This is a genomic window from Bradyrhizobium sp. WBAH42 (genome assembly GCF_024585265.1).
GTDB lineage: Bacteria > Pseudomonadota > Alphaproteobacteria > Rhizobiales > Xanthobacteraceae > Bradyrhizobium.
The window spans coordinates 6,023,544-6,049,609 of sequence record NZ_CP036533.1 but is presented as its reverse complement, the minus strand read 5'-3'; the positions used below and the strand labels follow the sequence as shown (position 1 = coordinate 6,049,609).

The following is a 26,066-nucleotide window of genomic DNA, read 5'->3' as shown; positions in this document are numbered from 1 at the left end:
TTCCGCCATGACGAGCGACCTGAAGACATCCTGCGGGCACATGCTCTTGCCGCTCACGCTGGCGCTGTTCGGCGCCTGCGCGGCCAATCTCTGGCTGGTCTGGTCCTGGCTGTAGGTCCCTGGGCGGGCCTTATTTTTCGGCCGGTGGGCCGGAGGCGTCGCGGATGGCGGCACGCAACTTGGTCAGGGTCGCCGCACAATATTCCTCACGTTCGCGCTCGAAACGTTCCTGGTGCTTGCGGAAATTGGCGATGCGGGCCTGCATCTCGCTGCGGAAATCGCCGCTGGTCCGCGGCAGCAGAGGCGCGGGCCGCGGCGGAAGGGAGGCTTGCGGCGGCTCGACCTCGACCGCCTCCACGGTGACGATCTCCACTGCAACGGCGGGGCCAGATGCAGGCGTCTCCGGCTGAAGGACGTCATCCTTCCTGCTGGTCACCGATTGGACGAACGCCAGTGTCTGCGCGATCAGTGCGTCGCGCTCCCTGATCCATTTCATGATCCACCTCAGCCGCGCGCATTCCAGCAAAGCGGCTGCTTCGAATCAAGGCAGTTTGCAGGGGATTGCATAATTTTCCCGGTGGTCCGACACTGGGCAGATGGATGCATCGAAAGAACGCCCGAACGCGGCGGAGGGCCTGAGGCTCATCCGCGCGTTCCTGACGCTCCCGCCCGACAAGCGGGCGGAGGTGATCGCGTTTGTCGAGGAATTGGCACGTGTTCACGGCCGACCCGAGGAGGGCGCGAAGGCTTCGCCGAGGTGAGCGCTACCGCTCGCGCGGATTGACGTTGGGCTCGAACGGCGCGCCGACCACCCGAACCGGGATCTGAGCACGCATGCGCGTGGTGAGGTCGATCACGGCTCGATCGGCGACCAGCTTATCGGGCGCTTGTCCCCGCATCGGCTCGAACAGCGCCAACGTCCCGGCCACGGCGCTGCAGCACAGCGTCACCGTCGCCAGCAGAATCATGTTTCGGTTTTCTTCCTGGATCCGCATGCGCCGACAACGGTTGACGCCGGAGCCGGTTCCGGGCCTGCGCTCTCCGACGCGAAAACAGGCTGAAGCTTACGCCAAGCTTACGACGGGGTGCCAAAGCGTTATTTTTCCGTAAGACTACTCCTGTCACTTGGTATCAATTCTTAACGTCCGCTGGTTCCAATCCCACCGCTGGGAATTGCTCGCGGTGCTGCGAGTCGGACATCATTGGGCGGCTGAAATGAGCTTTTTGAACAATCTGAAGATCGTGTGGAAGGTGGCGCTGATCGTGGCGGTGATGGGCTGCGCGATGATCGCAGTTGCGGGCTTCGGCCTGCGCGAGCTATCCGCGACGGTCGACGGCTTCGGCGAGCTCGCCGCTGCGCAATCCTCCGCTCTCAGCCTCGCGCGCGCCCAGCGCCGCGCGGAGACTTATCACGCCGCGCTCTATGCCGTCTTCACTGAGGCGACCGAGGCTGGCAATGCCGCCCGCCTGAAGATCGCGAACCAGAACCGGGACGAGATCCGTCAATACCTGGATGCGGCGGAGCAGGATGATCCGGCGCGCGCCAGCCAGATCAAGAACATCGGTGACCAGCTGAAGGCGGCGTTCGCAGGCTGCGACCCGGTGCTGAAGGCCGGATCGCAGGCCAGCACCACGGAAGAGAACGCCAAGGCCGCCGAGCGTGCGCACAAGGAGTGCGATCCGTTGCTCGATGGGGCTCTGGCACGCATCGCGCAGTTCACGACCGAGACCGGCCAGGCCGTTGCCAAGCGCAAGGATGCCATCAACCGCGACGCTCATGCCGCGACCTGGACCGTGATCGGCGTCAGCGCCGGCGGCCTGATCCTGGGCATCGCGATCGCGCTCTTCATCGGCCTCAAGGCGATGTCGCAGCCGATCGCCCAGCTCAAGCTCGCGATGGAGGGCCTCGCCCGCAACGATCTCACGACCGAGGTGCCCGAGAAGGATCGCCGCGACGAGATCGGCGACATGGCGAGGACGGTCGAGGTGTTCAAGACCAACGGGCTCGAGGTCGAACGTCTCAAGGCCGCGCAGACCGAAGCAGAGAAGCAGGCGGCCGAGCAGCGCCGCCGCGACATGATCAATCTTGCCGACGGTTTCGAGCGCGCGGTCGGTGAGATCATCGACACGGTCGGTTCGGCCTCCACCGAGCTCGAGGCGTCTTCCTCGACGCTGGCGACCACCGCGCAGCGCGCCCAGGAGCTGACCTCGGTCGTCGTCGCTGCCTCGGGTGAAGCCACCGGCAACGTCCAGTCGGTGGCGACCGCGACGGAAGAGCTGTCCTCCTCGGTGAACGAGATCAGCCGCCAGGTGCAGGAATCGGCGCGGATGGCGGGCGAAGCCGTCGCCCAGGCCCGCACCACGACCGAGCGCGTCAGCGAGCTCTCGGTCGCGGCCACGCGCATCGGCGATGTCGTCGAGTTGATCAACACCATTGCCGGCCAGACCAACCTGCTGGCGCTGAACGCCACGATCGAAGCGGCGCGTGCCGGCGAGGCCGGCCGCGGCTTCGCGGTCGTCGCCTCCGAGGTGAAGACGCTGGCCGAGCAGACCGCCAAGGCGACCGGCGAGATCAGCCAGCAGATTTCCGGCATCCAGTCCGCGACCCAGGAATCGGTGAACGCCATCCGCGACATTTCCGCCACGATCGAGCGGCTCTCGGAGGTGTCCTCGACCATCGCTGCGGCCGTCGAGGAGCAGGGCGCGGCGACCCAGGAAATCTCGCGCAACGTTCAGCAGGCCGCGCACGGCACTCAGCAGGTCTCCTCGAACATCACCGATGTGCAGCGCGGCGCCGCCGAGACTGGCTCGGCTTCCTCGCAGGTGCTCTCGACCGCCAAGATGCTGGCGAGCGACAGTACCCGGCTGAAGGACGAGGTCGGAAAGTTCCTGCGCACGGTGCGCTCGGCGTAAGCCGTCGTACCGCGGCTTTCGTCCGCCGGCGCTGACCGCGCTTAATGCGGCAGCACAAGGCCGAGCGCGAACACGAACAGCATGGTCGTCATGACGACGGCCGTCACCGCGCCGGCGACGATCTTGGCCTTCTCTTTGGGAGTGGTGGAGCGCATGGGATCTGGACGGGACGAATACGCTTCGTAGGTTTGCTGCCAGGCAATTTTGAACAGTTCGCCTGGGTTGTATACTGTGCCCGCACCGGAAGAGGCTCGCCCCATGATCCCCGATCGTCCTCCCGTGCTCGCCCACGAGCGCTTCGTCGCCGACCGTGACAATTTCTCAGGGCTGGATCTCGCCGCGCGGTTCGAGCGGATCGAGCGTACGAACCTTTGGGGCGCTGTCGGCTCGGTATCGGGCCTCGGCTCGGAGGACCTTGCCACCGCGGCCATCCAGGACGCGCTTCCGCCATTGCTGCAGCGGCTCGGCGTGCGCTCGCTGCTCGATGCACCTTGCGGCGATGCGGGTTGGATCGGCCGCGTCAAGCTCGACCTCGACTATATCGGCATCGACATCGTGCCCTCGCTGATCGCCACCAACAACCGGCGTGTGGCGGACGGCGAATTCGCCGGCCGATTCCTGGTTGCGGACATCACGCGTGATGCGCTGCCGCGCGCTGATTTGATCCTGTGCCGCGACTGCCTGGTGCATCTGAGCTTTCAGAACATCGCCCGGGCCGCCGCCCGCTTTCGCGAGAGCGGCGCGCAATATCTGCTCGTCACGACCTTTCCGGAATGGGACGACAACCACGATTGCGAGGACGGCGACTGGCGGGCGCTGAACCTGGAGAAGGCGCCGTTCGGCTGGCCGGCGCCGCACGCGCTGATCGATGAGCGTTGCGAGGAGGGCGGCGGCGGCTGGCGCGACAAGAGCCTCGGGCTGTGGCGGCTGCAGGAATTGCCGGATTCAGTCCGCATGGCCGCGGATATCTGACAGCGGCGGGCACAACGTCCATTGCATCCGCGATCGCGCCGGGGATAGACTTCTGGTTGCGTGAAGCGATCTCCCCTCGCATAGCCGGAGCCCACCATGAGCATACGTGCCGTCTTGGCCGCGTTGTTGATCTGGTGCGGCGCGCCGGCGCTGGCGCAGCAGGAAGGCGCCGCGCTCTATGCCGCGCATTGCGCGCAGTGCCACGACGGCGATGCGCAGTCCCGCATGCCGGGTCGCGCCGCCCTGCAGGCGATGTCGTTCGACCACGTGCTGGGGACGTTGACGACAGGCAGCATGGCGGCGATGGCAAAGGACCGCAGCGATGCCGAACGCCGCGCGATCGCCTCGTTCGTGACCGGCAAGATGCCGACGGGCAGCGCCGCCGCCGACGCGGAGGGCCGCTGCGTGCAGCAGGCGGGCGGCTTTCCGCAAGCCCTCGACGGTCCGCGCTGGAACGGTTGGGGCGTTGACGCCAGCAACAGCCGCTTCCAGCCGGCCGACATGGCCGGGTTGACCGCGGTGCAGGTGCCGCATTTGCGGCTGAAATGGGCCTATGCCTTTCCCGGCGCCTCGGTGTCGTTTGCGCCGCCCACCATCGTGGGCGGGATGCTGTTCATCGGCGGCACTGATCGCAAGGTCCACGCGCTCGATGCGCGAAGCGGCTGCACGCTGTGGACCTTGGCGCTTGATGCGGCGGTGCGCGCCGCGATCAGCTTTGCGCCGCTTCCGGGCTCCGATCAGTTCGCGATCTTCTTCGGCGATTTGCGCGCCAATGTCTATGCGGTGAACGCGCTGACGGGCGCGCTGATCTGGAAGGCCAAGGTGGAGGAGCATGCCGCCGCACGCATCACCGGCGCGCCGACGCTGCATTCCGGCGTGCTCTACGTGCCGGTGTCCTCGCTCGAGGAAGCCGCCGGCTCGCAAGCCTCCTACGAATGCTGCACCTTCCGCGGCAGCGTGGTGGCGTTGCAGGCCGCGACCGGCAAGATGATCTGGCAGGCGTACACGATCCCCGAGATGCCGCATCCGACCAGCAAGAATGCCAAGGGCACGCAGCTGTTCGGACCATCCGGCGCCGCCATCTGGTCGGCGCCGACGATCGATGTCCAGCGCGGCGCGGTCTATGTGGCGACCAGCAATTCCTATTCGAATCCGCCGGCCGCGACCGCCGATGCGATCCTTGCGTTCGATCTTGCAACCGGGAAGCTGCTCTGGACGCAGCAGGCGACGCCAAAGGACGCCTTCGTCGTCGCCTGCTTCAGCATGGACAAGACCAATTGTCCCGACCAGCCCGGGCCCGATCACGATTTCGGCCAGTCGCCGATCCTCGTCGCCTTGCGCGACGGCAGGCGCATTCTCGCCATCGCGCAGAAATCCGGCGTCGTGCACGCGCTCGATCCCGACGATGGCGGCAAGATCCTGTGGCAGACCCGGATCGGGAAGGGCGGTGCGCTCGGCGGCAGCGAATGGGGTTCGGCTGCGGACGGCGAGCGCATCTATGTCGCCAACTCCGACGTGCGCTTCAAGCGCGACGGCACGCGGCAGCTCGATGCCACGCAAGGCGGTGGCCTGTTCGGGCTCGACCTTGCCAGCGGCAGAGTCGTGATGGAGGTGCCGCCGGTCGCCTGCGGCGATCGCCCGCAATGCAGCCCCGCGCTCTCGGCGGCGGTGAGCCTGATCCCGGGTGTCGTGTTCTCAGGCAGCGTCAGCGGCTTCCTGCGCGCCTACGCCACCGACGGCAAGCTGCTCTGGGAGTTCGACACCGCGCGGGATTTCAAGGCGGTGAACGGGGTCCCTGCCCACGGCGGCGCGATCGACGGCCCCGGTCCCGTCATCGCCGGCGGCATGCTCTACACCAATTCCGGCTACGGCCAGTGGAGCGGCGTCGCCGGCAACGTGCTGCTGGCATTCGAGGCCGGGACGGAGTGACAATCTCGCCGCGGTGTCCCGGACGCGCTGCAGCGCGTTTGCAGACGGATTGAGGTTACCGCCGCGAACGCGTCATTGCGAGCGCAGCGAAGCAATCCAGAGTCTTTCGGCGGAGGCAGTCTGGATTGCCTCGCTGCGCTCGCAATGACGGAGGTTGAGCGCGAACGTAACCTTTTCAATTCGCAGCCAGCCAATGAGGGAGATCAGATTCGATGATCGATGCCAGATGCAGCTGCGGCGCGCTTTCGCTGTCGCTTCCGGGACCCTCGCGCCTCGTCGTTGCCTGTCACTGCCTCGACTGTCAGCGACGAACCGGCGCGCCGTTCGGCGTCGGTGCCTTCTATGCCGCAGAGACCGTCACGATCTCTGGAGTATCCAAGTCGTATGTCCGAACCGCGATGAGCGGCGGCAAGGTCTGCAGATATTTCTGTCCCGACTGCGGCTCGACGGTCTACTGGCAAGCCGACAATCTGCCTGACATGATCGGCGTTGCCGTTGGCGCGATCGCAGATCCGGATTTTCCGGCCCCGGTCAGATCGGTGTTCGAGCAGTCGAAACATGGCTGGGTCGAGATCGGCGGCTCGGCTGTCGAGCATTTCGAACAGAGCAGCGCGCGCAAGAGTTCAGGCTGAGGCACAGGGTTCGAGCGCTGATGCCGGCGCGGCCGGCGTTCGGTCAAGGCCGCTGCCGATGATTTGCGTTGGACGGCGCTCCTGATGTCTGTATCGCCTCACCAGGAGCACGGTCCAGCGGCGGATGAGGCCTGGCGAGTCCTACCGTTCCGGGAGGTGCGTCGCTGCTGGCCGTACGGGTATTGACGTGCTCTAGCGTGACTGTCGATGCAACCACAATGGCGATGGCCAAGCCGACAGCGGCTAAGACTAAGGCTGTCCGATCATTCGGGTCCATCACTAGACCTCCGCGAGACGGCTCTATGGTGAACGAGGAAACGCCGAACTGACGATTTGGTTCTTGCGTCAGGCCACGACGGGTGTCGGCTCAACCAATGGTGCCGGCTGAGGGGATTGAACCCCCGACCTTCGGTTTACAAAACCGCTGCTCTACCGCTGAGCTAAGCCGGCGACGCCTGGGAGGCAGGGGCGGAGCTCGGCTTGCGCCGGGGCCGTCCACCCGTGCGCGCCGCAATACCAGACTTGATCGGAAAGTGCCAGAACCGGGAGGTCACCAGCGCAAGACGTGAAACGGGCGGCCTCGTGGGCCGCCCGATGTCGTGTTCGGCTCAAGCTGCCTTACTGGCAAATGTGCCGGCGGCCGTCTGCGCCCTTGAACCAGGTGCCGGGCGTACAGACGAAGCCGTTGCGCTGGGCATAGGTGCGGGTGTCCCAGCTACGATTGTTCCAGCCGCGGTCCCACGAATTGTCATAGGCGTAGGAATTGTCCCAAGCGCGGAATGGGGCGGTGGCAATCGCACCAGCAGTGCCGATGGCGGCGCCGGCGACGCCGGCCGCGACGTCGGTCGGCCAGAACCCGGTGGGGCTCCTGTTCCAGTCGTTATTCCAATCGCGGTTGGTCTGGCGATAGGACATGCGACGGTGGCGGTAGCCGCTATCGGTTGATGCCTTTGCGGGGCCGAGGGTCTGGCAGTTGGCGTTGGGGAATTGCGCCGAACAGCGTGGATTATTGACGGCGGTCTGCGCCATGGCAGAGCCTGCCAGCATGGTCGCTGCGATCGCCGTGGCCCCGAGAAGCTTGATGGTCATGGTTGTTCGCTCCCATTTTGTTGACAGGAGCTAAACGCCGACGGCGCAGGACGTTCCGATGCAACCCTGGGATTTTTCGACTGCGCAGCGTCAAACCGATGTGAGCAGCGTGCGCTGTTCCAGCCGCGCGGTTCCGCGCCGTTAACGCTTCGCTAGCTCGCCGTGCAGCATTTGAGCGGCGTGCAATCCTTGCACGTTAGGCTTACCGGAATTTGGTGAGCAGGCCTTAACCCTCTCTGCGTCGCGATCGGTTAGGTTGCGCCCGGATAACCGGGGTCTCCTCATGCGTGCCGTGGCGCTCGCCGCCTTTCTGATCGGACTGCCTGCGACGGCGTTTGCCGGCGGCTTCGAGATTGTCGTGCCCGGCCGTCCCGGCGTGCCTGTCATCATGAACAACATCGACGCGTCCTATGCCGTCGTCGAGGGCACCTGGGGTCTCGGCAAGGGCCAGCAGGTGCAGCCCACGATCTATGGCGGACGCTATATCGCCGAGCGGCAGCCCGACGACGTCGGCCATTACTATCCGACGCTCGGCCTGCGGCCGGGCTACGGCCGGCTCGAGGTCGAGCCGCCGGCGAACCGCAAATTGCCCAAGCCCGCCGAGAGCTATCACCAGAGCTGGGGTGCCTCGTCCGCGCCGCTGCCGGCGCAGATGGACCCGCCCGTCGATCCGCCGCCGGTGATCTACGCGCCCGAGATCAACGACCGTCCTCGGCCTCCGCGGCCGCGCACAGAGATACCCGGCAGGCCGCCGGGTTGAGAAACGTGACAACCAAAAACGGAAATCAACAGGAGAGTATAATGCGTCAGATGATTTCGGGACTGGTCGCGGCAGCTGCCGTGATGTTCGCCGCCACCGCGCCGGCCGCGGCCTGCGGCTTCACCACGTGCGCGCCGGTGGCGCCGGTCTATACCGGCTGCAACACCGGGTGCGGCGGATATGGCTACGGCTACGCCGCCTATGAGCGTCTCGCCGAGCCGACCACGCAGTATTACTACGTCAACCAGGGCCCGACCTATACGGGTCCGGGCGCCTTCGCGCCGTATCCGACCTACCGCGAGGACGCGGTCGTCGCGCCCGCCAATTACGGCTACGGCTATGGCTATCGTGCCGCTGCGGTCGCGCCGCCGGCCGCTTATCCCTATCGCCGCCCGTACTTCCGTCCGTATCGCTACGGCTACGGCCCCCGCTACGGCTACCTGCCGCGCGTGCACTACGGCCCCCGCTACGGCTATGCCCGCCGCGCCGCGCCGTACTATTATGGCGGTCACCGCGTGCTGCGCCGCTATTACTGATCTCTGATCGGTTGATACTAGCGAGGCGCCCGTTCGCGTGACGCGGACGGGCGTTTTGTTTTAGGAGCGCTTCATCAGCCCGAGCCGGCTCGCGCCGACATAGAGCGCGAGCACTGCAGCATTCGAAACGTTGAGGCTCTTGATCTCGCCGGGCATGTCGAGCCGCGCCACGACGCTGCAGGTTTCGCGGGTCAATTGCCTGAGGCCTTTGCCTTCGGCGCCCAGCACGAGCGCAAGCGGCTCGCGCAGCGCGACGTCGCTGATATCCTCACTGCCTTCACTGTCGAGGCCGACAGTCTGGAACCCGCGCTCGTTCAGCGCCGTCAGCGCACGGGCGAGATTTTGCACGGTGACAACAGGCACAAGCTCGAGCGCGCCGGAGGCTGCCTTCGCCAGCACGCCGGTCGCTTCCGGACTGTGGCGCGCGGTCGTGACGATCGCCTTCACCGCGAACGCGGCGGCCGAGCGCAGGATGGCACCGACATTGTGGGGATCGGTGATCTGGTCGAGCACCAGCACCATGCCGTCCTGCGTCAACGTCTCGATCTCGGGCGAGGGCAGGGGATCGGCCTCAGCGAGGAGGCCCTGGTGCACGGCGTCGGGCGACAGCAGCCGGTCGATCTCCTGGGGCCGCACGATCTCGGGCGCCACCCGCGTCTCGATGTGCTCTTCCGCAAGGCGCCTTGCGGCGTTCTCGGTCAGCGTCAGCTTGCGGATCCGCCGCCGCGGGTTGGCGAGCGCCATGGTGACGGTGTGCCAGCCGTAGAGAATGACCGGGCCGTCGCCGTGCGAATCACGGTCGCGCCAAGCCGGTCGGCCAGCCGATTTTCCGGGTCTGTTGAAGGGCTTAGCCCCGCCGCGAGCCCCCTTGGGGCCGAATTTTCGATCCTTCATGGGCTCGCTTCTGTCACGGGTTCCGGAATATGGCAATTTCGGTGCTTGTGAGGGCGATTTTAGCTGCTTGCCTCGGTTGACTTTGCCCCACCGCTTCGCCCATAAACGCGCCCGGTCGCGCCCCGATCCGGGTTGTCGCGGCCTTCACGTTCCATGGCCGTCTTCGGTCCGCCGGCAAGGTCCGGCCCGATTGTGCTGCCGTCGAGCGGGGGAGTGTCCCGAGTGGCAAAGGGAGCTGACTGTAAATCAGCCGCCTCATGGCTTCGCAGGTTCGAGTCCTGCCTCCCCCACCATCCTGCTTCGCGCTAACGCGCTTCGCAGGATTTGCAGCCTTCCACTGCGCGAAGCAGGATGCCCTCCGAAGCCTTGGCGAAGGAGGGCGGCGTCCATGCACTATGTCTATCTTCTGGAGAGCGAAGCTTTCGGAGGCCAGCGCTACATTGGCCTGACTACGGACCTCAAAAAGCGGCTAGCGGATCATAACGCAGGCAAATCATCGCATACCTCCAGATTCATGCCTTGGAAGTTGGTGGCCTATGTGGCCTTCTCGGATTTGCACAAGGCGAGAGCCTTCGAGCGTTATTTGAAGTCGGGTTCGGGCCACGCGTTCGCGAAGAAGAGACTCTGGTGAGCGAAAGCGAAGACGAACATTCCACTACCCCATCATCTCCCGCACCATCGGCACCACCTTCCGCCCGTAGAGCTCGATGCTCCGCATCAGCTTCTCGTGCGGCAATGGTCCCGCCGAATACTTCAACTGAAACCGCGAAATGCCGAGCGCCTTGGCGGTCTTCGCGATCTTGCGCGCCACCGTTTCCGGCGCGCCGACATAGAGCGAGCCATGCTCGGCCTCATGGACGAACTCGTCGCGTCCCATCGGCGGCCAGCCGCGCTCCTTGCCGATGCGGTCGCGCATCGCCTTGTAGTCGGGCCAGAGTTCTTCGCGCGCCTGCGCATCCGTTTCGGCGACATAGCCCGGCGAATGCACGCCGATCGGCTGTGCGGGCCGGCCAAACTCCTTGAAAGCGCGGTGATAGAGCTCGACATAGGGCGCAAAGCGGGCGGGATCGCCGCCGATGATCGCGAGCATCAGGGGCAGATCGTAATGCGCGGCGCGCACCACCGATTGCGGACTGCCGCCGACGCCGATCCAGGTTTTCAGCGTGCCGTTCTCGACCGGCGGATAGACCAGCTGATCCCGCAGCGGCGGACGCAGCTTGCCTTGCCAGGTGACCGGCTGCTGCGACAAGAGCGCGGCCAACAGATCGAGCTTCTCCTCGAACAGCTCTTCATATTTGCGGAGGTCGAAGCCGAACAGCGGGAAGGATTCGGTGAATGAGCCGCGGCCGAGGATCACCTCGGCGCGTCCGTTCGAGACCGCATCCAGCGTGGCAAAGCGCTGGAACACGCGAATGGGATCGTCCGAGGACAGCACCGTCACCGCCGAGCCGAGGTGGATGCGTTTGGTGCGCGATGCGATCGCCGCGAGCACGGTTTCAGGCGAGGAGATCGCGAAATCGGCGCGATGATGCTCGCCGAGGCCGATGAAGTCGAGGCCGAGCTCGTCGGCCAGCACCGCTTCATCGACGACGTTGCGGATCACCTGCGCATGCGAGATCAGGGCGCCTGAGGTGTTCTTGGTGACGTCGCCAAAGGTATCCAGTCCGAATTCGAGCGGTGTGGTCATCGATGAGGTCTCTGCGGGGCGCGACAGGCCCTTATGGGAGGGAAATAGTTGCGGTGCAGCTAGGGCGGGGAGGCGGCTTCGACAATGCTGATCCGGGAAAGGCAACGTTTCCGATTCTACATCGAACCGGTGGGCTCAATCGGATCTGGCGAACATCTCGACCAGGGTCTCGCGCAGCCAGCGCTGCGCCGGCACGGTGTCGTTGCGCTGGTGCCAGAACAGGCTGACGATGCGTGGCGGCGCTTTGAGCGGAAGCGGCATGGCGTGCAGAAGCGGTGCATGCCTCGATTGCGAGCGCAGATCGCTCGGCAGCACCGCGATCAGGTCAGATTGCCGCACGACCTCGTAGGCGGCGCTGTAATGATTGACGGTCGCGACGAGATTGCGCGACAGCCCGCGCGAGGCCAGGAAGAGGTCGTAGGACGGCATGGTCTTGCCGGCGAGGCTCACGTCGACATGTCCAGCGTTGAGGAAGGTGCGCGTGCTCAGCCGTTTCTGGGCGGCGAGCGGATGGCCGCGCCGCATGAAGCAGGCATAGTCGACCGTCCACAGCGAGCGCGAGCGGATGGCGGCCGGCTGCTGCGCCTCGTTGACATAGACGCTGAGCACGCAGTCCACCCTGTTGTCCTCGAGCTGGTCGGCGATCTCGACGACGGTATTGGGCACGGTGTGAACGCGCGACTTCGGCGCAACCTTGCCGAGATGGTCGAGCAGGTTCGGCATCACCAGCGAGGAGACGTAGTCCGACATCGACAGGCTGAATTCGGTCTGCGCACGTGCAGGATCGAATACCTGCTCGTCGAGTGCACCGCGCACGCTTTCCAGTGCCTCGCCGATCGGCTCCCACAGCACCACGGCACGCTGGGTCGGGCGGATGCCGGTGCCGGCCCGCACGAACAGGGGATCGCCGAGCGCATCGCGCAGCCGCGCGAGCGCGTTGCTGACCGCGGGCTGGGTCATCCGCAACGCATTCGCGGCGCGCGTGACGCTGCCCTCGGTCATCAGCGCCTCGAACACTTTCAGGAGGTTGAGGTCGAGCGCGCGGAACGACACGGACATTCACCATCGTGATATATCAGATCATGATTATAAATTATGACGATAATGTCACTTTGTCTATGGTTCCCTCCCGAGCGGCGCGCCGGGGCCCGTGACATCAGAGGGGGACTTTCATGTCGATGATATCGGCGCGCATCGAGCGCCTTCCTTTCGCACGCTTCCACACGCATCTGCTGCTGATGGGCGGGCTCGGCTACATGTTCGACGCGATGGACGCGGCGGTGCTGGCCTTCATCCTGCCGGTGTTGCGCACGGCGTGGAATCTGACGAGCGTGCAGATCGGCGTGCTCGGCAGCAGCACCTATATCGGCTTTCTGTTCGGGGCGTTGCTGGCGGGCACGCTGGGCGACCTGATCGGCCGCCGCGCGGTGATGATGTCGGCGCTGGCGCTGTATTGCGCCGCATCGATCGTGAGCGCGATGGTCGACACATGGCCATCCTTCTTCGCCGCGCGCGTCGTGGCCGGCATGGGCACCGGCGCGGAGAGCGCGATCATCGCGCCTTATCTCGCGGAGTTCGTGGCGCGGCGTTATCGCGGCAGCTTCACCGGGGCGCTCGCGGGCTTCTTCTCCTTCGGCTTCGTTGCCGCGGCCTTGCTCGGTTACTTCATCGTTCCCACCTCCGACAACGGCTGGCGCATCGTGCTGGTGATCACCGCGGTGCCCGTCGTCATGCTGTTGTGGTGGCGCCGGGCGCTGCCGGAATCGCCGCGCTGGCTGGAGAGCAGGGGACGGGAGAAGGAAGCCGAAGCCGTGCTCGACCGGATCGAGGCGAGCTTTGCGCGCGAAGGCCGTGTCCTGCCGCCGCCGGTCGTCGAAGTCGCGGCACCCACCGGGACCGCTGGCACGCTGCTGGCCAATTTCGCGGCGCTTGTTGCGCCCCGCCAGGCGCGCATCACCATCATGACCTGGATCATGTGGCTGGCGATCACCTTCAGCTATTACTCTTTCTTCGTCTGGATCCCGGGCCTGCTGGTCCAGAACGGCATGAGCATCACCAAGAGCTTCGCCTATTCGATCGCGATCTATTGCGCGCAGATCCCCGGCTATTTCAGCGCCGCGTATTTCAACGAGCGCATCGGCCGGCAGGCGACGATCGCGACCTACATGGTGCTCGGCGGTATCAGCGCGCTCGGGCTCGCTTTCGCGCAAAGCGATCAACAAATCATGGCGGCAGGAATCTTCCTGTCCTTCTTCATGAACGGCACCTATGCGGGCGTCTATGCCTATACCGCCGAGGTGTTCCCGACGCCGGTCAGGACCACGGGCGCCGGGCTCGCTTCCGCAATCGGTCGCATCGGCGCGATCGTCTCGCCGATCCTGGTCGGCTATCTCTATCCGAACTTCGGCTTTGCCGGCGTGTTCGGAGTCACAACCACCGTGCTGCTGCTCGGGGCTGTCACCGTCGTGCTGATGGGCGTGCCGACGCGCGGCCGTTCGCTGGAGGAGATCGCGGCGGGCGAGGTGGCATGACGCGGACGAAATTTAAGGCCGATCCGCTGCTCTGCGCCGTCGCGGCGGCGCAGGGCAGGGTGGACCAGCCGGATGCTCTATTCGCTGCGCTCGACCAAGGCTTGAACTTGGCGATCGGGCACAAGCTGTTCACGGTCCTGACCTATGACAAGGCGGCCAGCGAACTGGCGCGGCTCTACTCCAATCTGCCTGGTGCGTACCCGGCTGGCGGACGCAAGTGCCTTGCACCGGGCCCGTGGACCGAGGCCGTGCTGGACCGCGGCGAGGCCTATATCGGCTATACGCGGGATGATCTGCGCACCGTGTTCTCCGATCACGAGCTGATCGCCTCGCTCGGCTGCGAGAGCGTGCTGAACATCCCCGTGCGCTGGCGTGGGCGCACGCTCGGCTCGCTCAATCTGCTTCACGAGGCGGGCTGGTACGGCGAAGATGATGTCGCCGCGTGCCTTCCCTTTGCACAGCTCGCGCTGCCCGCGCTGCTGACAGCGACTTCGTCCTGACCTGACAGGAAACGACCATGACCAGCATCCTCTTCAAGAACGCCGCTCTGCTCGACCCGCTCCAGCCGGATTTGCTGGAGGGACAGCACGTGCTGGTCGAGGACGATGTGATCAAGGAGGTCTCGCACCGGCCGCTCCAGGCCAGCGCAGATCGCATCATCGACCTCAAAGGCAAGACGCTGATGCCCGGGCTGATCGATTTGCATGTTCACGCCATCGCCGTCGAGCTCAATCTGGCGCAGCAGGTGCATATGCCGAACGTGCTGGTGACGCTGCGCTCGACGCTGCTCTTGCGCGGCATGCTGCGGCGGGGCTTCACCACTGTGCGCGACGCGGGCGGCGCCGGCCACGCGCTGAAGCAGGCGATCGACACCGGCCTGACCGACGGTCCTCGGCTGTTCGTCTCCGGCCGCGCGCTCAGCCAGACCGGCGGCCACGGCGACATGCGGGCACGCTCGGATTACCTCGCCAGCGATGCGCCATGTCCCTGCTGCGTGCGGGTCGGCGCGCTGGCGCGCGTCGCCGACGGTGTCGACGGCGTGCGCAAGGCTGCGCGCGAGGAGCTGCAGATGGGAGCCGACCAGATCAAGATCATGGCCTCCGGCGGCGTCGCCTCGCCGACCGATCCGGTCGGCGCCTTCGGCTACTCCGAGGACGAGATCCGCGCCATCGTCGAGGAGGCGCGCGGGCGCCAGACCTATGTGCTCGCCCACGCCTATACCGCTGCGGCCATCGAACGCGCGGTCCGCTGCGGCGTGCGCACCATCGAGCACGGCAATCTGGTCGATGCGCCGACCGCGCGTTTCATGGCCGAGAAGGGCGCCTATGTCGTGCCGACGCTCGTCACCTATGAGGCGCTGGCCAACGAGGGCGCCCAATATGGCCTGCCGCCGGAGAGCGTCGCCAAGATCGCCGATGTCCGCGACGCCGGGCTGCGCTCGCTCGCAATCTATCGCGACGCCGGTGTGAAGATGGGGTTCGGCAGCGACCTGCTCGGGCCGTCGCAGCGCCTGCAGAGCGACGAATTCCGCATTCGCGCCGAGATCCTCGGCCCGCGCGCCGTCATCGCCAGCGCGACATTGATCGGCGCCGAAGTGCTCGGCATGGAGGGCAAGCTCGGCCGGATCGCACCCGAAGCCATCGCGGACCTGCTGGTGGTCGACGGCAATCCGCTGCGCGACGTCGCCTGCCTGCTCGGTCAGGGCGAGCACATCCCGCTGGTGATGAAGGCAGGCAAGGTCCAGTTCGACCGGCTGGGCGCGTAGTTGCCGCCGCATCACGGGCATCTTCGCACCGATGTCGATCTTCGGCTCCTATTTCGAGATGCGCACGACCATCTTACCGAGCGCCCCACGCGTCTGCATGGTCCTGAACGCTTCCCGGAAATCGTCCAGCGCAAAGACACGACCGACCACAGGCTTCAGCTTGCCCTCGGCCAGCCAGCCCGTCAGCTCCGACATCAGGCGCTTCTGCAACTCGGGCTCGCGCGTTGGAAGCTGCGCGAGGTCGACGCCGAGCAGGGCGCCACCTTTCAGCAGCGGCAGATTGAACGGCAGCGCGGGGATGGCACCGGCGGCGAAGCCAACCGCCAGATGGCGTCCGCGCCAGGCGATGGAGCGAAAGGCTTGCACCGAGACGTCGCCACCGACGGGGTCGAAGATCACGTCGGCGCCGTGTCCTCCAGTCGATTCCTTCAGCTTGTCGCGCCAGCCGGTCTGCGTGTAGTCGATCACAGCGTCGGCGCCGTGTTGTTGCGCGAACTCGCGCTTGTCCGGTGTCGATGCCGCTGCGATTACGCGGGCGCCGAGCAACTTGCCGATCTGGACTGCCGCGACTCCCGTACCGCCGGCGGCGCCCAGCACCAGAAGCTGTTCGCCTGCGCAGAGCGAGGCGCGTGCACTGAGCGCATAGAGCGCGGTCAGGTAATTGGCGCGAAACGAGGCGGCGACCTCGGCCGCGACGCCGTCCGGCAGGGGATAGAGCGCCGCGGGGGTGACGACGATCTCTTCGGCAAGCGCGCCCGAGCGCGTCATCCCCATCACGCGCATGCCGGGTTGATAACCTCCCGGCCTGCCCGGGGCTTCGTCCACGATCCCTGCGAACTCCGTTCCGGGGATGAAGGGAAGGGGGTCCTTGGTTTGATAGAGGCCTTGAATCTTTAAGCCATCGACAAATCCGATTCCCGCTGCCTCCACCCGAATGCGCAACTGTCCGGGCTCCATGGACGGGGGCGGGATGTCCTTCAGCTCGATCTGATCGATGGGGGCGTATTGCTCGACGACGACGGCTTTCATGTCGGACCTCGGTTGTTCCAGATATCCTGACAGGTCCCGACACTAGCCTCTTGTGTCTACCGCCACATCCCGCGCATCCTTGCCCCGATGTCGATCTTCGGCCCCTGCGCCGCGGTGCGCGCGGCGCCCGCCGCTGCCTTCGGCCAGGCGGTGCGCTCGAACAAATAGACCAGCTGCTCCGGGATGAACCGGGTGCGCGAGGCGTAGACGTGGCGGTCGCCCTTGGCGGCCTGGCCGTGGACGAAGAAGCGCTGCGGAACGACGAGGTGAAGATCGTCCTTGGCGCGGGTCATCGCGACATAGAGCAGGCGGCGCTCCTCCTCGAGCTCGGCGCTGGTGCCGGCGCCGAGATCGGACGGCATGCAGCCGTCGACGACGTTGAGCACGAACACCGATTTCCACTCCTGGCCCTTGGCGGAGTGGATGGTGGAGAGGATCAAATAATCCTCGTCGCGCAAGGGTGGACCTGATTTGTCGCTGGTCGCATCCGGCGGATCGAGCGTGAGCTCGGTCAAAAATTTCTCGCGGGAGGCATAGCCGCTCGCGATCTGCTCGAGCTGCATCAGATCGGCGCGGCGCGTCTCGGCATCCTCATGGATGCGATCGAGATGCGGCTCGTACCAGAGCCGCACCCGTTCGAGGTCGACGGGCCATTCCGAGTAGCGAAGGTTTTCGACCGTCCGGACGAAGCTGGTCCAGTCCTCGCCGGTGCGCGCCGGCCCCGGCAGCCGGCCGAGCGCCGCAAGCGGGTCGGTGCTCTCCGCCATCTGGTCGAGCACGCGTTGTGCGGTCGCCGGGCCGACGCCCGGAAGCAGGTGCAGGATGCGAAAGCCGGCGACGCGGTCGCGCGGATTTTCGGCGAAGCGCAACAGGGCCAGCACGTCCTTGACATGCGCGGCATCGAGAAATTTCAGCCCGCCAAATTTCACGAACGGGATGTTGCGGCGGGTCAGCTCGATCTCCAGCGGACCCGAATGCGAGGAGGTGCGAAACAGCACCGCCTGGTGCTTGAGCAGCGCGCCTTGCTCGCGGTTGGCCAGCACCGCCTCGACGATGTAGCGCGCCTGGTCGGCCTCGTCGTGCACGGTGACGAGCTGCGGCTTGCTGCCCGACGTGCGGTCGGTCCAGAGATTCTTTGTGAAGCGCTCGCGGGCGAGGCCGATGACGCCGTTCGCCGCCGACAGCACTGCTTGCGTCGAGCGGTAATTGCGGTCGAGCGTGATCATCTCCGCGCGCGGCGAGAAGCTCTGCGGAAAGTCCAGGATGTTGCGCACGGTGGCGGCGCGGAACGAGTAGATCGACTGCGCGTCGTCGCCGACCACGGTGAGGCCGCGCCCATTGGGCTTGAGCGCCAGCAGGATCGAGGATTGCAGGCGGTTGGTGTCCTGATATTCGTCGACCAGCACGTGGTCGAAGCGGCCGCCGATCTCCTCAGCGATCAGCGCATCGCTCATCATCTGCGACCAGTACAGCAGCAAATCGTCGTAATCGAGCACGTGCTGGGCCTGCTTGGCCTCGACATAGGCGGTGAACAGGCCCTTCAGCTCGGCGGCCCAGCCCGCGCACCAGGGATAATGCTGGGCGAGCACCTTCTCGATCTCCATCTCGGCATTGACGCAGCGGGAATAGATCGACAAGCAGGTGCCCTTGGCGGGAAAGCGGCTCTCGGTCTTCGACAATCCGCGCTCGTGCCGCACCAGGTTCATCAGGTCGGCGGAATCCTCGCGGTCATGGATGGTGAAGGCGGGATCGACGCCGATCCGCTCGGCATATTCCCGCAGCAGCCGCGCGCCGATGCCGTGGAAGGTGCCGGCCCAGGTCAGCGCATCGCGCATGATCGCGGCGTTGTTCTCGCCCAGCACCTTGCGGGCGATGCGCTCGACCCGGCCGGCCATCTCCGCGGCGGCTCGGCGGGAGAACGTCATCAGCAGGATGCGGCGGGGATCGGCGCCCGCGACGATCAGATGCGCGACGCGGTGGGCCAGCGTGTTGGTCTTGCCGGAGCCGGCACCGGCGATGACGAGCAGGGGGCCGCCCACGGTCGAGACCTCGGCCACGCCATGCTCGACGGCGCGGCGCTGCTCCGCATTGAGCGTGTCCAGATATGTCGCCACGAATCGCCCCGGTGAAAGGAAGAGACTCGGCGATCCCGGCGCGAAGCGCAATGCGGCTGGACGGGACTGGAATTAGGATTTAGGGGGAAGAGGCCCTTAGGTTCCAGCACCCCATGGCGAGATGACCGAGCTCAAGCCCGACCAGTTCGAGATGCGGCGGCTGGAATCGCTCAGCAACACCATTTTCGGTGTCGCCATGACGCTGCTGGCCTACGACCTGCCGAAGGCGGCGGTGTTCACCAGCGCCCCCGGCTGGAGCGAGCTCGCCCATATCTATTCCGGCAAGCTGGCCGGGCTTGCGCTGAGCTTCATCATCGCAGGCGTGTTCTGGATCAGCCATCATCGCCGGCTGGCGCGCCAGCCGATCGGCAGCCGCGGCGACGTGATCCTCAACCTGTTCTTCCTGCTCTCGATCGTGCTGCTGCCTGTCACAAACGGCCTCTACACCAATTACGGCATGAGCAACGCCGTCGCCGTGCTCTACGGCTTGCATCTGACCGCGATCGCCGGCCTCAACGCCTGGCTGTGGTGGACGATCCTCGGCGGCTGGCGCAACGAAATCATGGCCTCGCTGTTTCCGCTGCTGGTGTTCATTCCGGGCACGATCGTTGCGGCGTTCGCGCCGCAGGCCGCACCCTTCCTGTGGTTCGTCGCTTTCGGCGGCATCGTGATCCAGCGCTTCCTTCCCAACCGGACCGAGCCGGGCGCGTAGGACTTTAGCCGGATGTCGCGCCGAACCCATCGGCCGGCACGTAAAGCTTGACCGGGCGGATCTCGTACACCGCCGTCGGATTGACCGCACGCAGCTTCCGCGCCGCTGCGATCGCCTCCTCCTCGGTGGCGCATTGCATCAAATGGAAGCCCAGAAGCTGCTCCTTGGTCTCGGCAAACGGCCCGTCCAGCACCATTCCCGCGCCGGGGCCACGCAAGGTGCGGGCCTTCCGGGTCTCATCGAGCCGGGCCGCCGGTCCAAACTGGCCGCTGGCGCGCAGGGGCGCCTGAACCTCGATGACTTTGGCGACGACCGCGGCGTCCTGCTCCGGTGTCCAGGACAGGACTTCGTCTTCCACGTGGTAGGCCAGGATCGCGTAGAGCATCGTCACCTCTCTTTTTTCTTTTGCGCGTGGTTTTTATCCAAGTCCCAAGGACGCAGCACGGCAGCCCCTGCCGACACTCCCGAAGCAGAATATTGCGTGGCCGGCAAGCGGCGAAACCATCCTGAAACCCAATTGCGGCCTTGCCATGTGAACGCCGCCGGAACAGGCCGCGACTGATGAACCACGAACAACAAGCTTTTGCTGGAGGCGGCAATGTCGGGTCAAACCATCAAGATCATCTGCGACGCGCGGCGGGCGGGACAGTCGGAGCCGGCCGATCTGCACGATCAGGCCGGCCATCACCGCTATTACGGGAGCTCCGCCGAGAACGGCGGCGAGCGGATCGTCGAGAGTCGGCGCGGCAAACGGCGGCGCGTGCTCAGCATCTTCGGTTTCTGAAGCCTCCCGGCAGGACCGGCATTCGAAATGGATGTGCTGCAGATATCGATCACGGCGATGCCGTTCCTGCTCGCGCTGACGAGCCGGACCTGCAAGGCCATCGTCCCCTGCCTTCTGACGAGCCTGCTCACGGTGCTGCTCGGGGAGGAGCCGCACCGCGCGGTCGTGGCCTGGTGCGTCGGCATGCTGATCGCCGCGGTCGCGCTGCGCGAGCGGCTTCGCACCGGCTGACGCAGCATTCGTCATTGCCCGCTCAAGACCTGCCTGACCAGGGCCTCGCGCAGTGAGGCCAGCTCGCCGCTCGCCTGCATCCGAGCGATCACCTTGCCAACCTCAGGCACCAGATCGCGATGGCGTTCATGCAGGTAGTGGTAGATGTGGATGCGCTCGAGCGGCGGGGAGAGCGGGTAGATCCTGGCCTGCAGATTGAGTTTCCTCACCGTGGCGAGCCCGCTGAAGAGGTCGGTGACCATCACGTCGAAACGGTCGGCATCGAGCATCCTGACCATGTTCTCGAGGCTGCTAGTCGCCGTGACGCGGGCCATGCCGCGTGTGCCGGCTTCCGAGGAGCCGACGCCGCGGACGATGCCGATGCTGTAATCCTTGATCGAATCCCAACCTGCGACCTCGAACCGGAGCTTGGTCGCGAACACCGCCGGCTCGATGTAGTTGATCGCCGGCGTGACCTGGACCAGCGTCGGGTACTCGCGCGAGAGCGTTCCGATCCGCTGGATCTCGCCGTCGACCTCGCCGGCGCTCGACAATGCGAGCGCGCGCTTGCCAGGCACGTCCTCGAACTCCAGCCTGATGTTCAGCTTGGCGTAGACGGCCCGCAGCATCTCGCCGCCGACATATTGATCGGGGATGTCGGCGATGCGCGCCAGCCGGATCGTGTCCTGCGCCAACGCAGGATCAGCGGCGAGCAGCGACAGGCAGGCGACGGCTAGCCGCCACATCAGGCGTCTCCTTCGGCCGTGCATCGCTACCCCAGGCATCCGGATGCTGGCGCGATCTACCGGGAGTTGGCGCCTGCACGCCGGCCGCAACGATCGCTGCCCGCTCGTGCCGCGAGCCTACCGGACTTTCACCGATGTCATTCTAGCACGGGCAGTGGTAGCTTGCCCACGGTCCCGCTGCGGGGCGGAAGACGTGACTTGCCGACCTCGGGCTCGCGGGCCGACGGGATGTCGCTTGCATCGGGTGACGAGACGGGCGTCTCAACCCATGGATTGCTCGAGACTGCAACCGCTCGACCGCAGCAGCGAGCGCCATTTCGGGGACATGGTGCATGGCCAACGCAGGTGACGAGGACGCCAAGCGCAGCCACGCCATCTCGCCGATGGCGGCGAAGCCGGGTCTGACCGACATCGGCGCGCTTGCGCCGTCGACGCTCTCATCGCTGCCGGCACGCTTCATCAACTGGTCGCGCAGCGGCGTCGGGCCGCGGCTGCTCGCGGCCGTGCTGCTGTTCTCTTCGGCCGTGACGCTGACGCTGACCGCGCTGCAGCTCTATCTCGACTACAATCGAGAAGTCGGTCTCATCGAGACGCGGCTCGACGAGATCGGCCGCAGCACGACCGGCAGTCTCGGCGACAGCCTGTGGAATCTCGACCAGAACCAACTCAAGCTCCAGCTCGAAGGTATCCTGCGGCTGCCCGATCTCCGTGCCGCCGAGGTGCGCGAGATTGCCGATCGTCCCAATCCGATCCGCATCGCGGTCGGCGAACCGGGCACGCGTTCGATCGTCACGCGCGACTATCCCTTGAACACCATCGTGCAGGGGACCGCTCGCCCGATCGGCGTGCTTCACGTCGAGGCCACGCTGAGCGAGGTCTATCAGCAATTGCTGAACCGGGCCCTGGTCATTCTGGCGAGCCAGGCCGCGAAGACGTTCCTGGTCTCGCTGTTCATCATCTACATGGTCCATCTGCTGGTGACGCGGCATCTGGTGGCCATCGCCGAGTTCGTCGGCAAGTACAACCTGGCGCGACCGCCGCCGCCGTTACGGCTGGTGCGCCGGGCGCCCTCCGATGCCGACGAGCTCGACAAGGTGATCGAGGCCTTCAATGCGATGTGCGCGAACCTCCAGCAGGCCTATGGCGAGCTGCGCGAGGCCAATGCCAATCTCGAGCGCGACCTCACCATCCGCCGGCGCGCCGAAGCGGAGGCGCGGGCGAGCGAAGAGCGTTTCCGCGACTACGCCGAGACCGCGTCCGACTGGTTCTGGGAGACCGGGCCGGACCACCGCTTCACCTACCTCTCTGACCGGGTGATTGCCTTCGGCATGGATCCCAAAGTGCGGCTCGGCACGCGTCGCACCGATACGGCGCTCGATCGCGATACCGAGCCCGAGAAATGGCGCGCGCATCTGGCGACGCTGGACCGTCACGAGCCGTTCCGCAAATTCGAATATCGCGGACGCGACACGCGCGGGCGGATGCATCATTTCAGCGTCAACGGCAAGCCGGTTTTCGACGCCGATGGACGCTTCCTGGGCTACCGCGGCTCCGCGACCGACCTTACCGCGCAGCACGAGATCGAGGAGCGGCTGCGTCAATCCCAGAAAATGGACGCGATCGGCCAGCTCACCGGCGGCGTGGCGCACGATTTCAACAACGTGCTCACGGTCATCACCGGCACGATCGAGATCATCCAGGAGGGGCTTGCGGACAAGCCCGATCTCGCCGCGATCGCGCAATTGATCGACGATGCAGCCGCGCGCGGGGCGGAGATCACCTCGCAGCTCCTGACCTTCGCACGCCGCCAGCCGCTGGAGCCGCGCGAGATCGACGTCAACGCCCTCGTGGCCGAGACCGCGAAGCTGCTGAAGCCGATGCTCGGCGAGCAAATCGAGATCGAGACGCGGCTCGCCGACGAGGCCTGGTCCGCGATGGTGGATCCGTCGCAACTGTCCTCCGCGATCGTCAACCTCGCCGTCAATGCGCGCGACGCGATGCCGGGCGGCGGCAAGCTCACCCTCGAGACCGCGAACCGCGAGCTCGACGGCACGGAGACCGCCGGCGAGGGCGTGCGCGGCGCCTTCGTGATGGTTGCGGTCGGCGACACCGGTCACGGCATTCCGGCCGACATTCGCGAGCGCGTGTTCGAGCCGTTCTTCACCACCAAGGGGGTCGGCCGCGGCACCGGGCTGGGACTGAGCATGGTCTACGGCTTTGCCCGCCAGAGCGGCGGCGCCGTCGCGATCGAAAGCGAGGAGGGGCGCGGCACCGTGATGCGGTTGTTCCTGCCGCGGGCAAAGGGCGAGGCGGTGGCCAGGACGGCCCCGGTTCAGGCGCCCGCCACGCCGCGCGGGCAGGAGACGATACTCGTGGTGGAGGACGATCCGCTGGTCCAGGGCTATGTCATCGCGCAACTCGGCGGCCTCGGCTATCGCACGCTTGCCGCGAGCGACGGCGCGTCCGCGCTGGCGCTGGTCGACCAGGGCGCCAGATTCGATCTCCTGTTCACGGACATCATCATGCCCGGCGGCATGAACGGGCATGAATTGGCCGAAGCCGTCAGGCTCCGCCGGCCGGGCGTGAGGGTGCTCTACACCTCCGGCTACACCGACAACACCATCGTCCACGAAGGACATCTCGATCCCGGCGTGGCGCTGCTGTTCAAGCCATACCGGAAGGCGGAGCTGTCGCAGAAGATTCGCGAGGTGCTTGCCGGCGAGCCGCCCGCCTGAGCCGCGCCGACAGACGAAAAAGGCGCGGCGGGGAGGCCCCGTCGCGCCCGATTTCTTGCTCGCTGGTCCAGGGCTGAGAGCGCCCCGATGCCAAGCCCAAATCGAAGCCTAGCGGGCGATCCCAGCGAGGTGACAGCGCTCGAGATAAGACACTGGATCACCTCCTTTCGTTGGTTGCGGAAGTCTCCAATATAGGCGGCGATCCCGCCGCTGTTAAGGGGCGGGGCGGCCAAGTCGGAACCAGCCGTCTGCGCAAAGCCCCGGAAAGCCGCCGAAAGCCGCCGTCCCGGCAGTTGAGACCGCCGCCGAGCCGTGTTAGGGGATCGCCCGACGCGGGTGTAGCTCAATGGTAGAGCAGCAGCCTTCCAAGCTGAATACGAGGGTTCGATTCCCTTCACCCGCTCCAATCCGCGATTTAATTGGTCATCGCCGGCGAGATTTGTCCCGCGACGCGGCCATCAGGTTGGTGCCTGGAGCTTGTCAGCGTCGACCGGACGCCCGGTGACGTCGGTGAAAAGCTTGGCCGCTCCTCCCGCTTTGTCGAGGTAGGCCGCTTTTGCTCGGGCGGCCTTGTCCTTTGCCTCCTGGGTCTCGGTGGCATTGTGGGACGCTTCGCGATAAGCGGATTCTGCGTTGCGCAGGTCGGTTATGACGGCATTCAACTGCGTCGCGTTGTTCGAGGTCACGAGCTTTCCTGCGATGTAAACCACTTGGCTGAGGCCCAAGATGCCGAGGATGTTCTGCGGGACCGTGAAGGACGCAAGCTGAAACACGCCGCCGGCGAACAGGGCGAGGCCGACTGCACCGGTGAAGATCAGGCTTTGAAAGCGGTAGACATCAAAGCTGCCGTCACTCGAGATCAAGTCGTAGAAGCTTGGATCGGTCGCAGCTTGGGTCGAGCTCTTGTCGAACCAGCCCTTGTTCATGAGCCATGCCTGATTGGCGGGGTCGAGCGCGGTCTTTGATGATTCTGCTCCCTTCGCCGCAGCCGCCCCGATGCCCGCGATCCCGAGCAGTTCCAGGACCGTGGTTGAAAGGTCCGAAAGCACGCCGGTGCGAAGCAGGACATAAGCAAGCATCGCGAAAACCAGAATCGTGAAGAAGAACACCTGGAAGGCCGAGAGGCTCCCGCGATTGTCGGAACCGGCCGTGATCCGGATGGGATTCCAGGCCTTGAGGCCCTTCAGCGTCGCGTCGTTCAAGCGAGCAAAGGCCTTCGCGGAGAGAAAATACGCCGCGACCACGATCGCGACCGACAACCAGATGCTCAGTTGGTAGGGACTCAAATAGACCGGCAGATAGGAGACATTGAGCGGCCTTCGTGTGCTGTCGCACTGGTAGATGTAGAGATTGCGGCGGGTCCACCACCCCGCCGCCTCGTTAGGGACATCGATGGAAACGATGGTGTCGCCGGCCTTCAGTAGGCGCTTCACGACGAGATCGTCGGTTTCGCCCGCTCTTCGCGCGCGGGCGCCGTGCCTGACCTCGTCCTGCGGAATTTCCTTATCCTGGAGGAAGACCGCAAAATAATGGGCTTCGGGATCGAGCGAGCTCGCAAGTCCGAATTCGACGACGCTTCCGGCGGGTACGAGATTGCTGTTGTAGATGATTGCCGCGCTGTTGGCCGTATTGGCGAGTGTTTGGAAAACCTCGCCGCCTGCGCAATCGGAAATGTCCGTCCGGGCGCCCGTCGCGTTCTTCCCGTTCGCTTTCTTCGTGTTGGTCGTGTTTTCCTTGGTCGCCGCTTGGACACCCTTCGTTTCGGCGGCGGGGGAGACGGCATCGCCTCCCTGTTGAGCAAAGCAAGGGGCCGCCAACACGGAAGCGGCGAGCAGGGCGGCGAGGACCGTAGTGACGCAGGCAGAAGCCCGGTGACGGCTATCAACTGGCACAATGGCCGATTGCGGGAAATCGAACAATGTCCCTCCATGAAAAAAAGACGTAAAGCCGCAAAGACAAAATCGAAAACTACCTAAGATGGTACGCGCAACTCGACTCGCCATCGAGGTTCGGAGGCCGCAAGCCACA

General features: G+C 65.6%; 26 protein-coding genes and 3 tRNA genes. 17 read left to right on the top strand and 12 right to left on the bottom strand.

Annotated elements, in window-relative coordinates:
* Nucleotides 1-130: 130 nt before the first annotated feature.
* Nucleotides 131-496: a hypothetical protein gene (locus DCG74_RS28500; RefSeq protein WP_172783128.1), complete on the bottom strand. Its 366-nt coding sequence runs from the start codon at nucleotides 494-496 to the stop codon at nucleotides 131-133.
* A gap of 100 nt (nucleotides 497-596) precedes the next feature.
* Here DCG74_RS28500 and DCG74_RS28495 point away from each other — a divergent pair, with 100 nt between their 5' ends.
* A complete protein-coding gene (locus DCG74_RS28495) occupies nucleotides 597-761 on the top strand; it encodes a hypothetical protein (RefSeq protein WP_172783129.1) in 165 nt (54 codons plus the stop codon).
* Between the two features lie 3 nt (nucleotides 762-764).
* Here DCG74_RS28495 and DCG74_RS28490 read toward each other — a convergent pair whose 3' ends face one another.
* Nucleotides 765-968 carry a hypothetical protein gene (locus DCG74_RS28490; RefSeq protein ID WP_172783130.1) on the bottom strand — a complete coding sequence of 68 codons (204 nt, stop codon included), beginning with the start codon at nucleotides 966-968 and terminating at the stop codon, nucleotides 765-767.
* Between the two features lie 247 nt (nucleotides 969-1,215).
* Between DCG74_RS28490 and DCG74_RS28485 the strand changes: the two genes are divergently transcribed.
* The 4 genes from DCG74_RS28485 (at nucleotide 1,216) to DCG74_RS28470 (ending at nucleotide 6,446) form a co-directional block, all read left to right on the top strand.
* A complete protein-coding gene (locus DCG74_RS28485) occupies nucleotides 1,216-2,913 on the top strand; it encodes a methyl-accepting chemotaxis protein (RefSeq protein WP_172783131.1) in 1,698 nt (565 codons plus the stop codon).
* A 258-nt stretch (nucleotides 2,914-3,171) separates the two neighbouring features.
* The gene (locus DCG74_RS28480; RefSeq protein ID WP_172783132.1) at nucleotides 3,172-3,885 is read left to right on the top strand and encodes a class I SAM-dependent methyltransferase; all 714 of its coding nucleotides are present in this window, start codon (nucleotides 3,172-3,174) and stop codon (nucleotides 3,883-3,885) included.
* A 96-nt stretch (nucleotides 3,886-3,981) separates the two neighbouring features.
* Nucleotides 3,982-5,814 (top strand): PQQ-binding-like beta-propeller repeat protein, encoded by a 1,833-nt coding sequence (locus tag DCG74_RS28475; protein ID WP_172783133.1) that lies wholly within the window; start codon nucleotides 3,982-3,984, stop codon nucleotides 5,812-5,814.
* Nucleotides 5,815-6,026: 212 nt separating this feature from the next.
* Nucleotides 6,027-6,446: a GFA family protein gene (locus tag DCG74_RS28470; RefSeq protein WP_172783134.1), complete on the top strand. Its 420-nt coding sequence runs from the start codon at nucleotides 6,027-6,029 to the stop codon at nucleotides 6,444-6,446.
* Nucleotides 6,447-6,821: 375 nt separating this feature from the next.
* On the opposite strand, the gene DCG74_RS28465 is transcribed toward DCG74_RS28470, so the two are convergent.
* Together DCG74_RS28465 and DCG74_RS28460 are read right to left on the bottom strand one after the other, a co-directional pair.
* Nucleotides 6,822-6,896: transfer RNA gene (locus DCG74_RS28465), tRNA-Thr, on the bottom strand.
* 168 nt (nucleotides 6,897-7,064) lie between these two features.
* Entirely contained in the window at nucleotides 7,065-7,535 is a 471-nt protein-coding gene (locus DCG74_RS28460) for a hypothetical protein (RefSeq protein WP_172783135.1), read from the bottom strand.
* Between the two features lie 283 nt (nucleotides 7,536-7,818).
* On the opposite strand from DCG74_RS28460, the gene DCG74_RS28455 reads away from it, so the two are divergent.
* The gene (locus DCG74_RS28455; protein ID WP_172783136.1) at nucleotides 7,819-8,295 is read left to right on the top strand and encodes a hypothetical protein; all 477 of its coding nucleotides are present in this window, start codon (nucleotides 7,819-7,821) and stop codon (nucleotides 8,293-8,295) included.
* A gap of 41 nt (nucleotides 8,296-8,336) precedes the next feature.
* A complete protein-coding gene (locus DCG74_RS28450) occupies nucleotides 8,337-8,831 on the top strand; it encodes a hypothetical protein (protein ID WP_172783137.1) in 495 nt (164 codons plus the stop codon).
* A 60-nt stretch (nucleotides 8,832-8,891) separates the two neighbouring features.
* Here the strand turns inward: DCG74_RS28450 and rlmB are convergent, their stop codons facing one another.
* Nucleotides 8,892-9,725, bottom strand: a complete 834-nt coding sequence (gene rlmB, locus DCG74_RS28445) for a 23S rRNA (guanosine(2251)-2'-O)-methyltransferase RlmB (RefSeq protein WP_172783138.1) — start codon at nucleotides 9,723-9,725, stop codon at nucleotides 8,892-8,894.
* Nucleotides 9,726-9,932: 207 nt separating this feature from the next.
* On the opposite strand from rlmB, the gene DCG74_RS28440 reads away from it, so the two are divergent.
* Both DCG74_RS28440 and DCG74_RS28435 read left to right on the top strand, forming a co-directional pair.
* Nucleotides 9,933-10,018: transfer RNA gene (locus DCG74_RS28440), tRNA-Tyr, on the top strand.
* 95 nt (nucleotides 10,019-10,113) lie between these two features.
* Entirely contained in the window at nucleotides 10,114-10,356 is a 243-nt protein-coding gene (locus tag DCG74_RS28435) for a GIY-YIG nuclease family protein (RefSeq protein ID WP_172783139.1), read from the top strand.
* Nucleotides 10,357-10,380: 24 nt separating this feature from the next.
* Here the strand turns inward: DCG74_RS28435 and DCG74_RS28430 are convergent, their stop codons facing one another.
* Together DCG74_RS28430 and DCG74_RS28425 are read right to left on the bottom strand one after the other, a co-directional pair.
* The gene (locus DCG74_RS28430; protein WP_172783140.1) at nucleotides 10,381-11,412 is read right to left on the bottom strand and encodes an LLM class flavin-dependent oxidoreductase; all 1,032 of its coding nucleotides are present in this window, start codon (nucleotides 11,410-11,412) and stop codon (nucleotides 10,381-10,383) included.
* 135 nt (nucleotides 11,413-11,547) lie between these two features.
* Nucleotides 11,548-12,471, bottom strand: a complete 924-nt coding sequence (locus DCG74_RS28425; protein ID WP_172783141.1) for a LysR family transcriptional regulator — start codon at nucleotides 12,469-12,471, stop codon at nucleotides 11,548-11,550.
* A gap of 113 nt (nucleotides 12,472-12,584) precedes the next feature.
* Here DCG74_RS28425 and DCG74_RS28420 point away from each other — a divergent pair, with 113 nt between their 5' ends.
* Genes DCG74_RS28420 through DCG74_RS28410 form a run of 3 tightly spaced genes read left to right on the top strand, consistent with a single transcriptional unit; the run spans nucleotide 12,585 to nucleotide 15,708 of the window.
* The gene (locus tag DCG74_RS28420; protein WP_172783142.1) at nucleotides 12,585-13,943 is read left to right on the top strand and encodes an MFS transporter; all 1,359 of its coding nucleotides are present in this window, start codon (nucleotides 12,585-12,587) and stop codon (nucleotides 13,941-13,943) included.
* Nucleotides 13,940-14,443, top strand: coding sequence for a GAF domain-containing protein (locus tag DCG74_RS28415; RefSeq protein ID WP_172783143.1), 504 nt, complete (start codon nucleotides 13,940-13,942; stop codon nucleotides 14,441-14,443). The genes DCG74_RS28420 and DCG74_RS28415 overlap by 4 nt, the downstream gene beginning before the upstream one ends.
* 17 nt (nucleotides 14,444-14,460) lie before the next feature.
* A complete protein-coding gene (locus DCG74_RS28410; RefSeq protein ID WP_172783144.1) occupies nucleotides 14,461-15,708 on the top strand; it encodes an amidohydrolase family protein in 1,248 nt (415 codons plus the stop codon).
* A gap of 48 nt (nucleotides 15,709-15,756) precedes the next feature.
* Here the strand turns inward: DCG74_RS28410 and DCG74_RS28405 are convergent, their stop codons facing one another.
* Nucleotides 15,757-16,737, bottom strand: coding sequence for an NADPH:quinone oxidoreductase family protein (locus tag DCG74_RS28405; protein WP_172783145.1), 981 nt, complete (start codon nucleotides 16,735-16,737; stop codon nucleotides 15,757-15,759).
* Nucleotides 16,738-16,793: 56 nt separating this feature from the next.
* Nucleotides 16,794-18,851, bottom strand: a complete 2,058-nt coding sequence (locus tag DCG74_RS28400) for an ATP-dependent helicase (RefSeq protein ID WP_172783146.1) — start codon at nucleotides 18,849-18,851, stop codon at nucleotides 16,794-16,796.
* A 121-nt stretch (nucleotides 18,852-18,972) separates the two neighbouring features.
* On the opposite strand from DCG74_RS28400, the gene DCG74_RS28395 reads away from it, so the two are divergent.
* A complete protein-coding gene (locus tag DCG74_RS28395; protein WP_172783147.1) occupies nucleotides 18,973-19,563 on the top strand; it encodes a TMEM175 family protein in 591 nt (196 codons plus the stop codon).
* 4 nt (nucleotides 19,564-19,567) lie between these two features.
* Here the strand turns inward: DCG74_RS28395 and DCG74_RS28390 are convergent, their stop codons facing one another.
* Entirely contained in the window at nucleotides 19,568-19,948 is a 381-nt protein-coding gene (locus DCG74_RS28390; RefSeq protein WP_172783148.1) for a YciI family protein, read from the bottom strand.
* A gap of 213 nt (nucleotides 19,949-20,161) precedes the next feature.
* Here DCG74_RS28390 and DCG74_RS28385 point away from each other — a divergent pair, with 213 nt between their 5' ends.
* A complete protein-coding gene (locus DCG74_RS28385; protein WP_172783149.1) occupies nucleotides 20,162-20,347 on the top strand; it encodes a hypothetical protein in 186 nt (61 codons plus the stop codon).
* A 27-nt stretch (nucleotides 20,348-20,374) separates the two neighbouring features.
* Nucleotides 20,375-20,578, top strand: coding sequence for a hypothetical protein (locus DCG74_RS28380; RefSeq protein WP_172783150.1), 204 nt, complete (start codon nucleotides 20,375-20,377; stop codon nucleotides 20,576-20,578).
* Nucleotides 20,579-20,589: 11 nt separating this feature from the next.
* Here the strand turns inward: DCG74_RS28380 and DCG74_RS28375 are convergent, their stop codons facing one another.
* Nucleotides 20,590-21,303 (bottom strand): ABC transporter substrate-binding protein, encoded by a 714-nt coding sequence (locus tag DCG74_RS28375; RefSeq protein WP_172783151.1) that lies wholly within the window; start codon nucleotides 21,301-21,303, stop codon nucleotides 20,590-20,592.
* Nucleotides 21,304-21,635: 332 nt separating this feature from the next.
* On the opposite strand from DCG74_RS28375, the gene DCG74_RS28370 reads away from it, so the two are divergent.
* Together DCG74_RS28370 and DCG74_RS28365 are read left to right on the top strand one after the other, a co-directional pair.
* Complete coding sequence (locus tag DCG74_RS28370) at nucleotides 21,636-24,038, top strand: ATP-binding protein (RefSeq protein WP_172783152.1); 2,403 nt, start codon at nucleotides 21,636-21,638, stop codon at nucleotides 24,036-24,038.
* Between the two features lie 332 nt (nucleotides 24,039-24,370).
* Nucleotides 24,371-24,444 (top strand) — tRNA-Gly (locus tag DCG74_RS28365).
* 52 nt (nucleotides 24,445-24,496) lie between these two features.
* Here the strand turns inward: DCG74_RS28365 and DCG74_RS28360 are convergent.
* Entirely contained in the window at nucleotides 24,497-25,957 is a 1,461-nt protein-coding gene (locus DCG74_RS28360) for a hypothetical protein (RefSeq protein WP_172783153.1), read from the bottom strand.
* Nucleotides 25,958-26,066 lie beyond the last annotated feature (109 nt).

Excerpts from the sequence above, each read along its gene's own strand:
- DCG74_RS28475 (WP_172783133.1), top strand. The coding sequence starts at position 3,982 with ATGAGCATACGTGCCGTCTTGGCCGCGTTGTTGATCTGGTGCGGCGCG.
- DCG74_RS28480 (WP_172783132.1), top strand. The coding sequence starts at position 3,172 with ATGATCCCCGATCGTCCTCCCGTGCTCGCCCACGAGCGCTTCGTCGCC.
- DCG74_RS28455 (WP_172783136.1), top strand. The coding sequence starts at position 7,819 with ATGCGTGCCGTGGCGCTCGCCGCCTTTCTGATCGGACTGCCTGCGACG.
- DCG74_RS28500 (WP_172783128.1), bottom strand. The coding sequence starts at position 496 with ATGAAATGGATCAGGGAGCGCGACGCACTGATCGCGCAGACACTGGCG.
- DCG74_RS28415 (WP_172783143.1), top strand. The coding sequence starts at position 13,940 with ATGACGCGGACGAAATTTAAGGCCGATCCGCTGCTCTGCGCCGTCGCG.
- DCG74_RS28460 (WP_172783135.1), bottom strand. The coding sequence starts at position 7,535 with ATGACCATCAAGCTTCTCGGGGCCACGGCGATCGCAGCGACCATGCTG.
- DCG74_RS28490 (WP_172783130.1), bottom strand. The coding sequence starts at position 968 with ATGATTCTGCTGGCGACGGTGACGCTGTGCTGCAGCGCCGTGGCCGGG.
- DCG74_RS28495 (WP_172783129.1), top strand. The coding sequence starts at position 597 with ATGGATGCATCGAAAGAACGCCCGAACGCGGCGGAGGGCCTGAGGCTC.
- DCG74_RS28430 (WP_172783140.1), bottom strand. The coding sequence starts at position 11,412 with ATGACCACACCGCTCGAATTCGGACTGGATACCTTTGGCGACGTCACC.
- DCG74_RS28410 (WP_172783144.1), top strand. The coding sequence starts at position 14,461 with ATGACCAGCATCCTCTTCAAGAACGCCGCTCTGCTCGACCCGCTCCAG.
- DCG74_RS28470 (WP_172783134.1), top strand. The coding sequence starts at position 6,027 with ATGATCGATGCCAGATGCAGCTGCGGCGCGCTTTCGCTGTCGCTTCCG.
- DCG74_RS28370 (WP_172783152.1), top strand. The coding sequence starts at position 21,636 with ATGGCCAACGCAGGTGACGAGGACGCCAAGCGCAGCCACGCCATCTCG.
- DCG74_RS28450 (WP_172783137.1), top strand. The coding sequence starts at position 8,337 with ATGCGTCAGATGATTTCGGGACTGGTCGCGGCAGCTGCCGTGATGTTC.
- DCG74_RS28485 (WP_172783131.1), top strand. The coding sequence starts at position 1,216 with ATGAGCTTTTTGAACAATCTGAAGATCGTGTGGAAGGTGGCGCTGATC.
- rlmB (WP_172783138.1), bottom strand. The coding sequence starts at position 9,725 with ATGAAGGATCGAAAATTCGGCCCCAAGGGGGCTCGCGGCGGGGCTAAG.
- DCG74_RS28390 (WP_172783148.1), bottom strand. The coding sequence starts at position 19,948 with ATGCTCTACGCGATCCTGGCCTACCACGTGGAAGACGAAGTCCTGTCC.
- DCG74_RS28385 (WP_172783149.1), top strand. The coding sequence starts at position 20,162 with ATGTCGGGTCAAACCATCAAGATCATCTGCGACGCGCGGCGGGCGGGA.
- DCG74_RS28375 (WP_172783151.1), bottom strand. The coding sequence starts at position 21,303 with ATGTGGCGGCTAGCCGTCGCCTGCCTGTCGCTGCTCGCCGCTGATCCT.
- DCG74_RS28435 (WP_172783139.1), top strand. The coding sequence starts at position 10,114 with ATGCACTATGTCTATCTTCTGGAGAGCGAAGCTTTCGGAGGCCAGCGC.
- DCG74_RS28395 (WP_172783147.1), top strand. The coding sequence starts at position 18,973 with ATGACCGAGCTCAAGCCCGACCAGTTCGAGATGCGGCGGCTGGAATCG.
- DCG74_RS28405 (WP_172783145.1), bottom strand. The coding sequence starts at position 16,737 with ATGAAAGCCGTCGTCGTCGAGCAATACGCCCCCATCGATCAGATCGAG.
- DCG74_RS28380 (WP_172783150.1), top strand. The coding sequence starts at position 20,375 with ATGGATGTGCTGCAGATATCGATCACGGCGATGCCGTTCCTGCTCGCG.
- DCG74_RS28420 (WP_172783142.1), top strand. The coding sequence starts at position 12,585 with ATGTCGATGATATCGGCGCGCATCGAGCGCCTTCCTTTCGCACGCTTC.
- DCG74_RS28425 (WP_172783141.1), bottom strand. The coding sequence starts at position 12,471 with ATGTCCGTGTCGTTCCGCGCGCTCGACCTCAACCTCCTGAAAGTGTTC.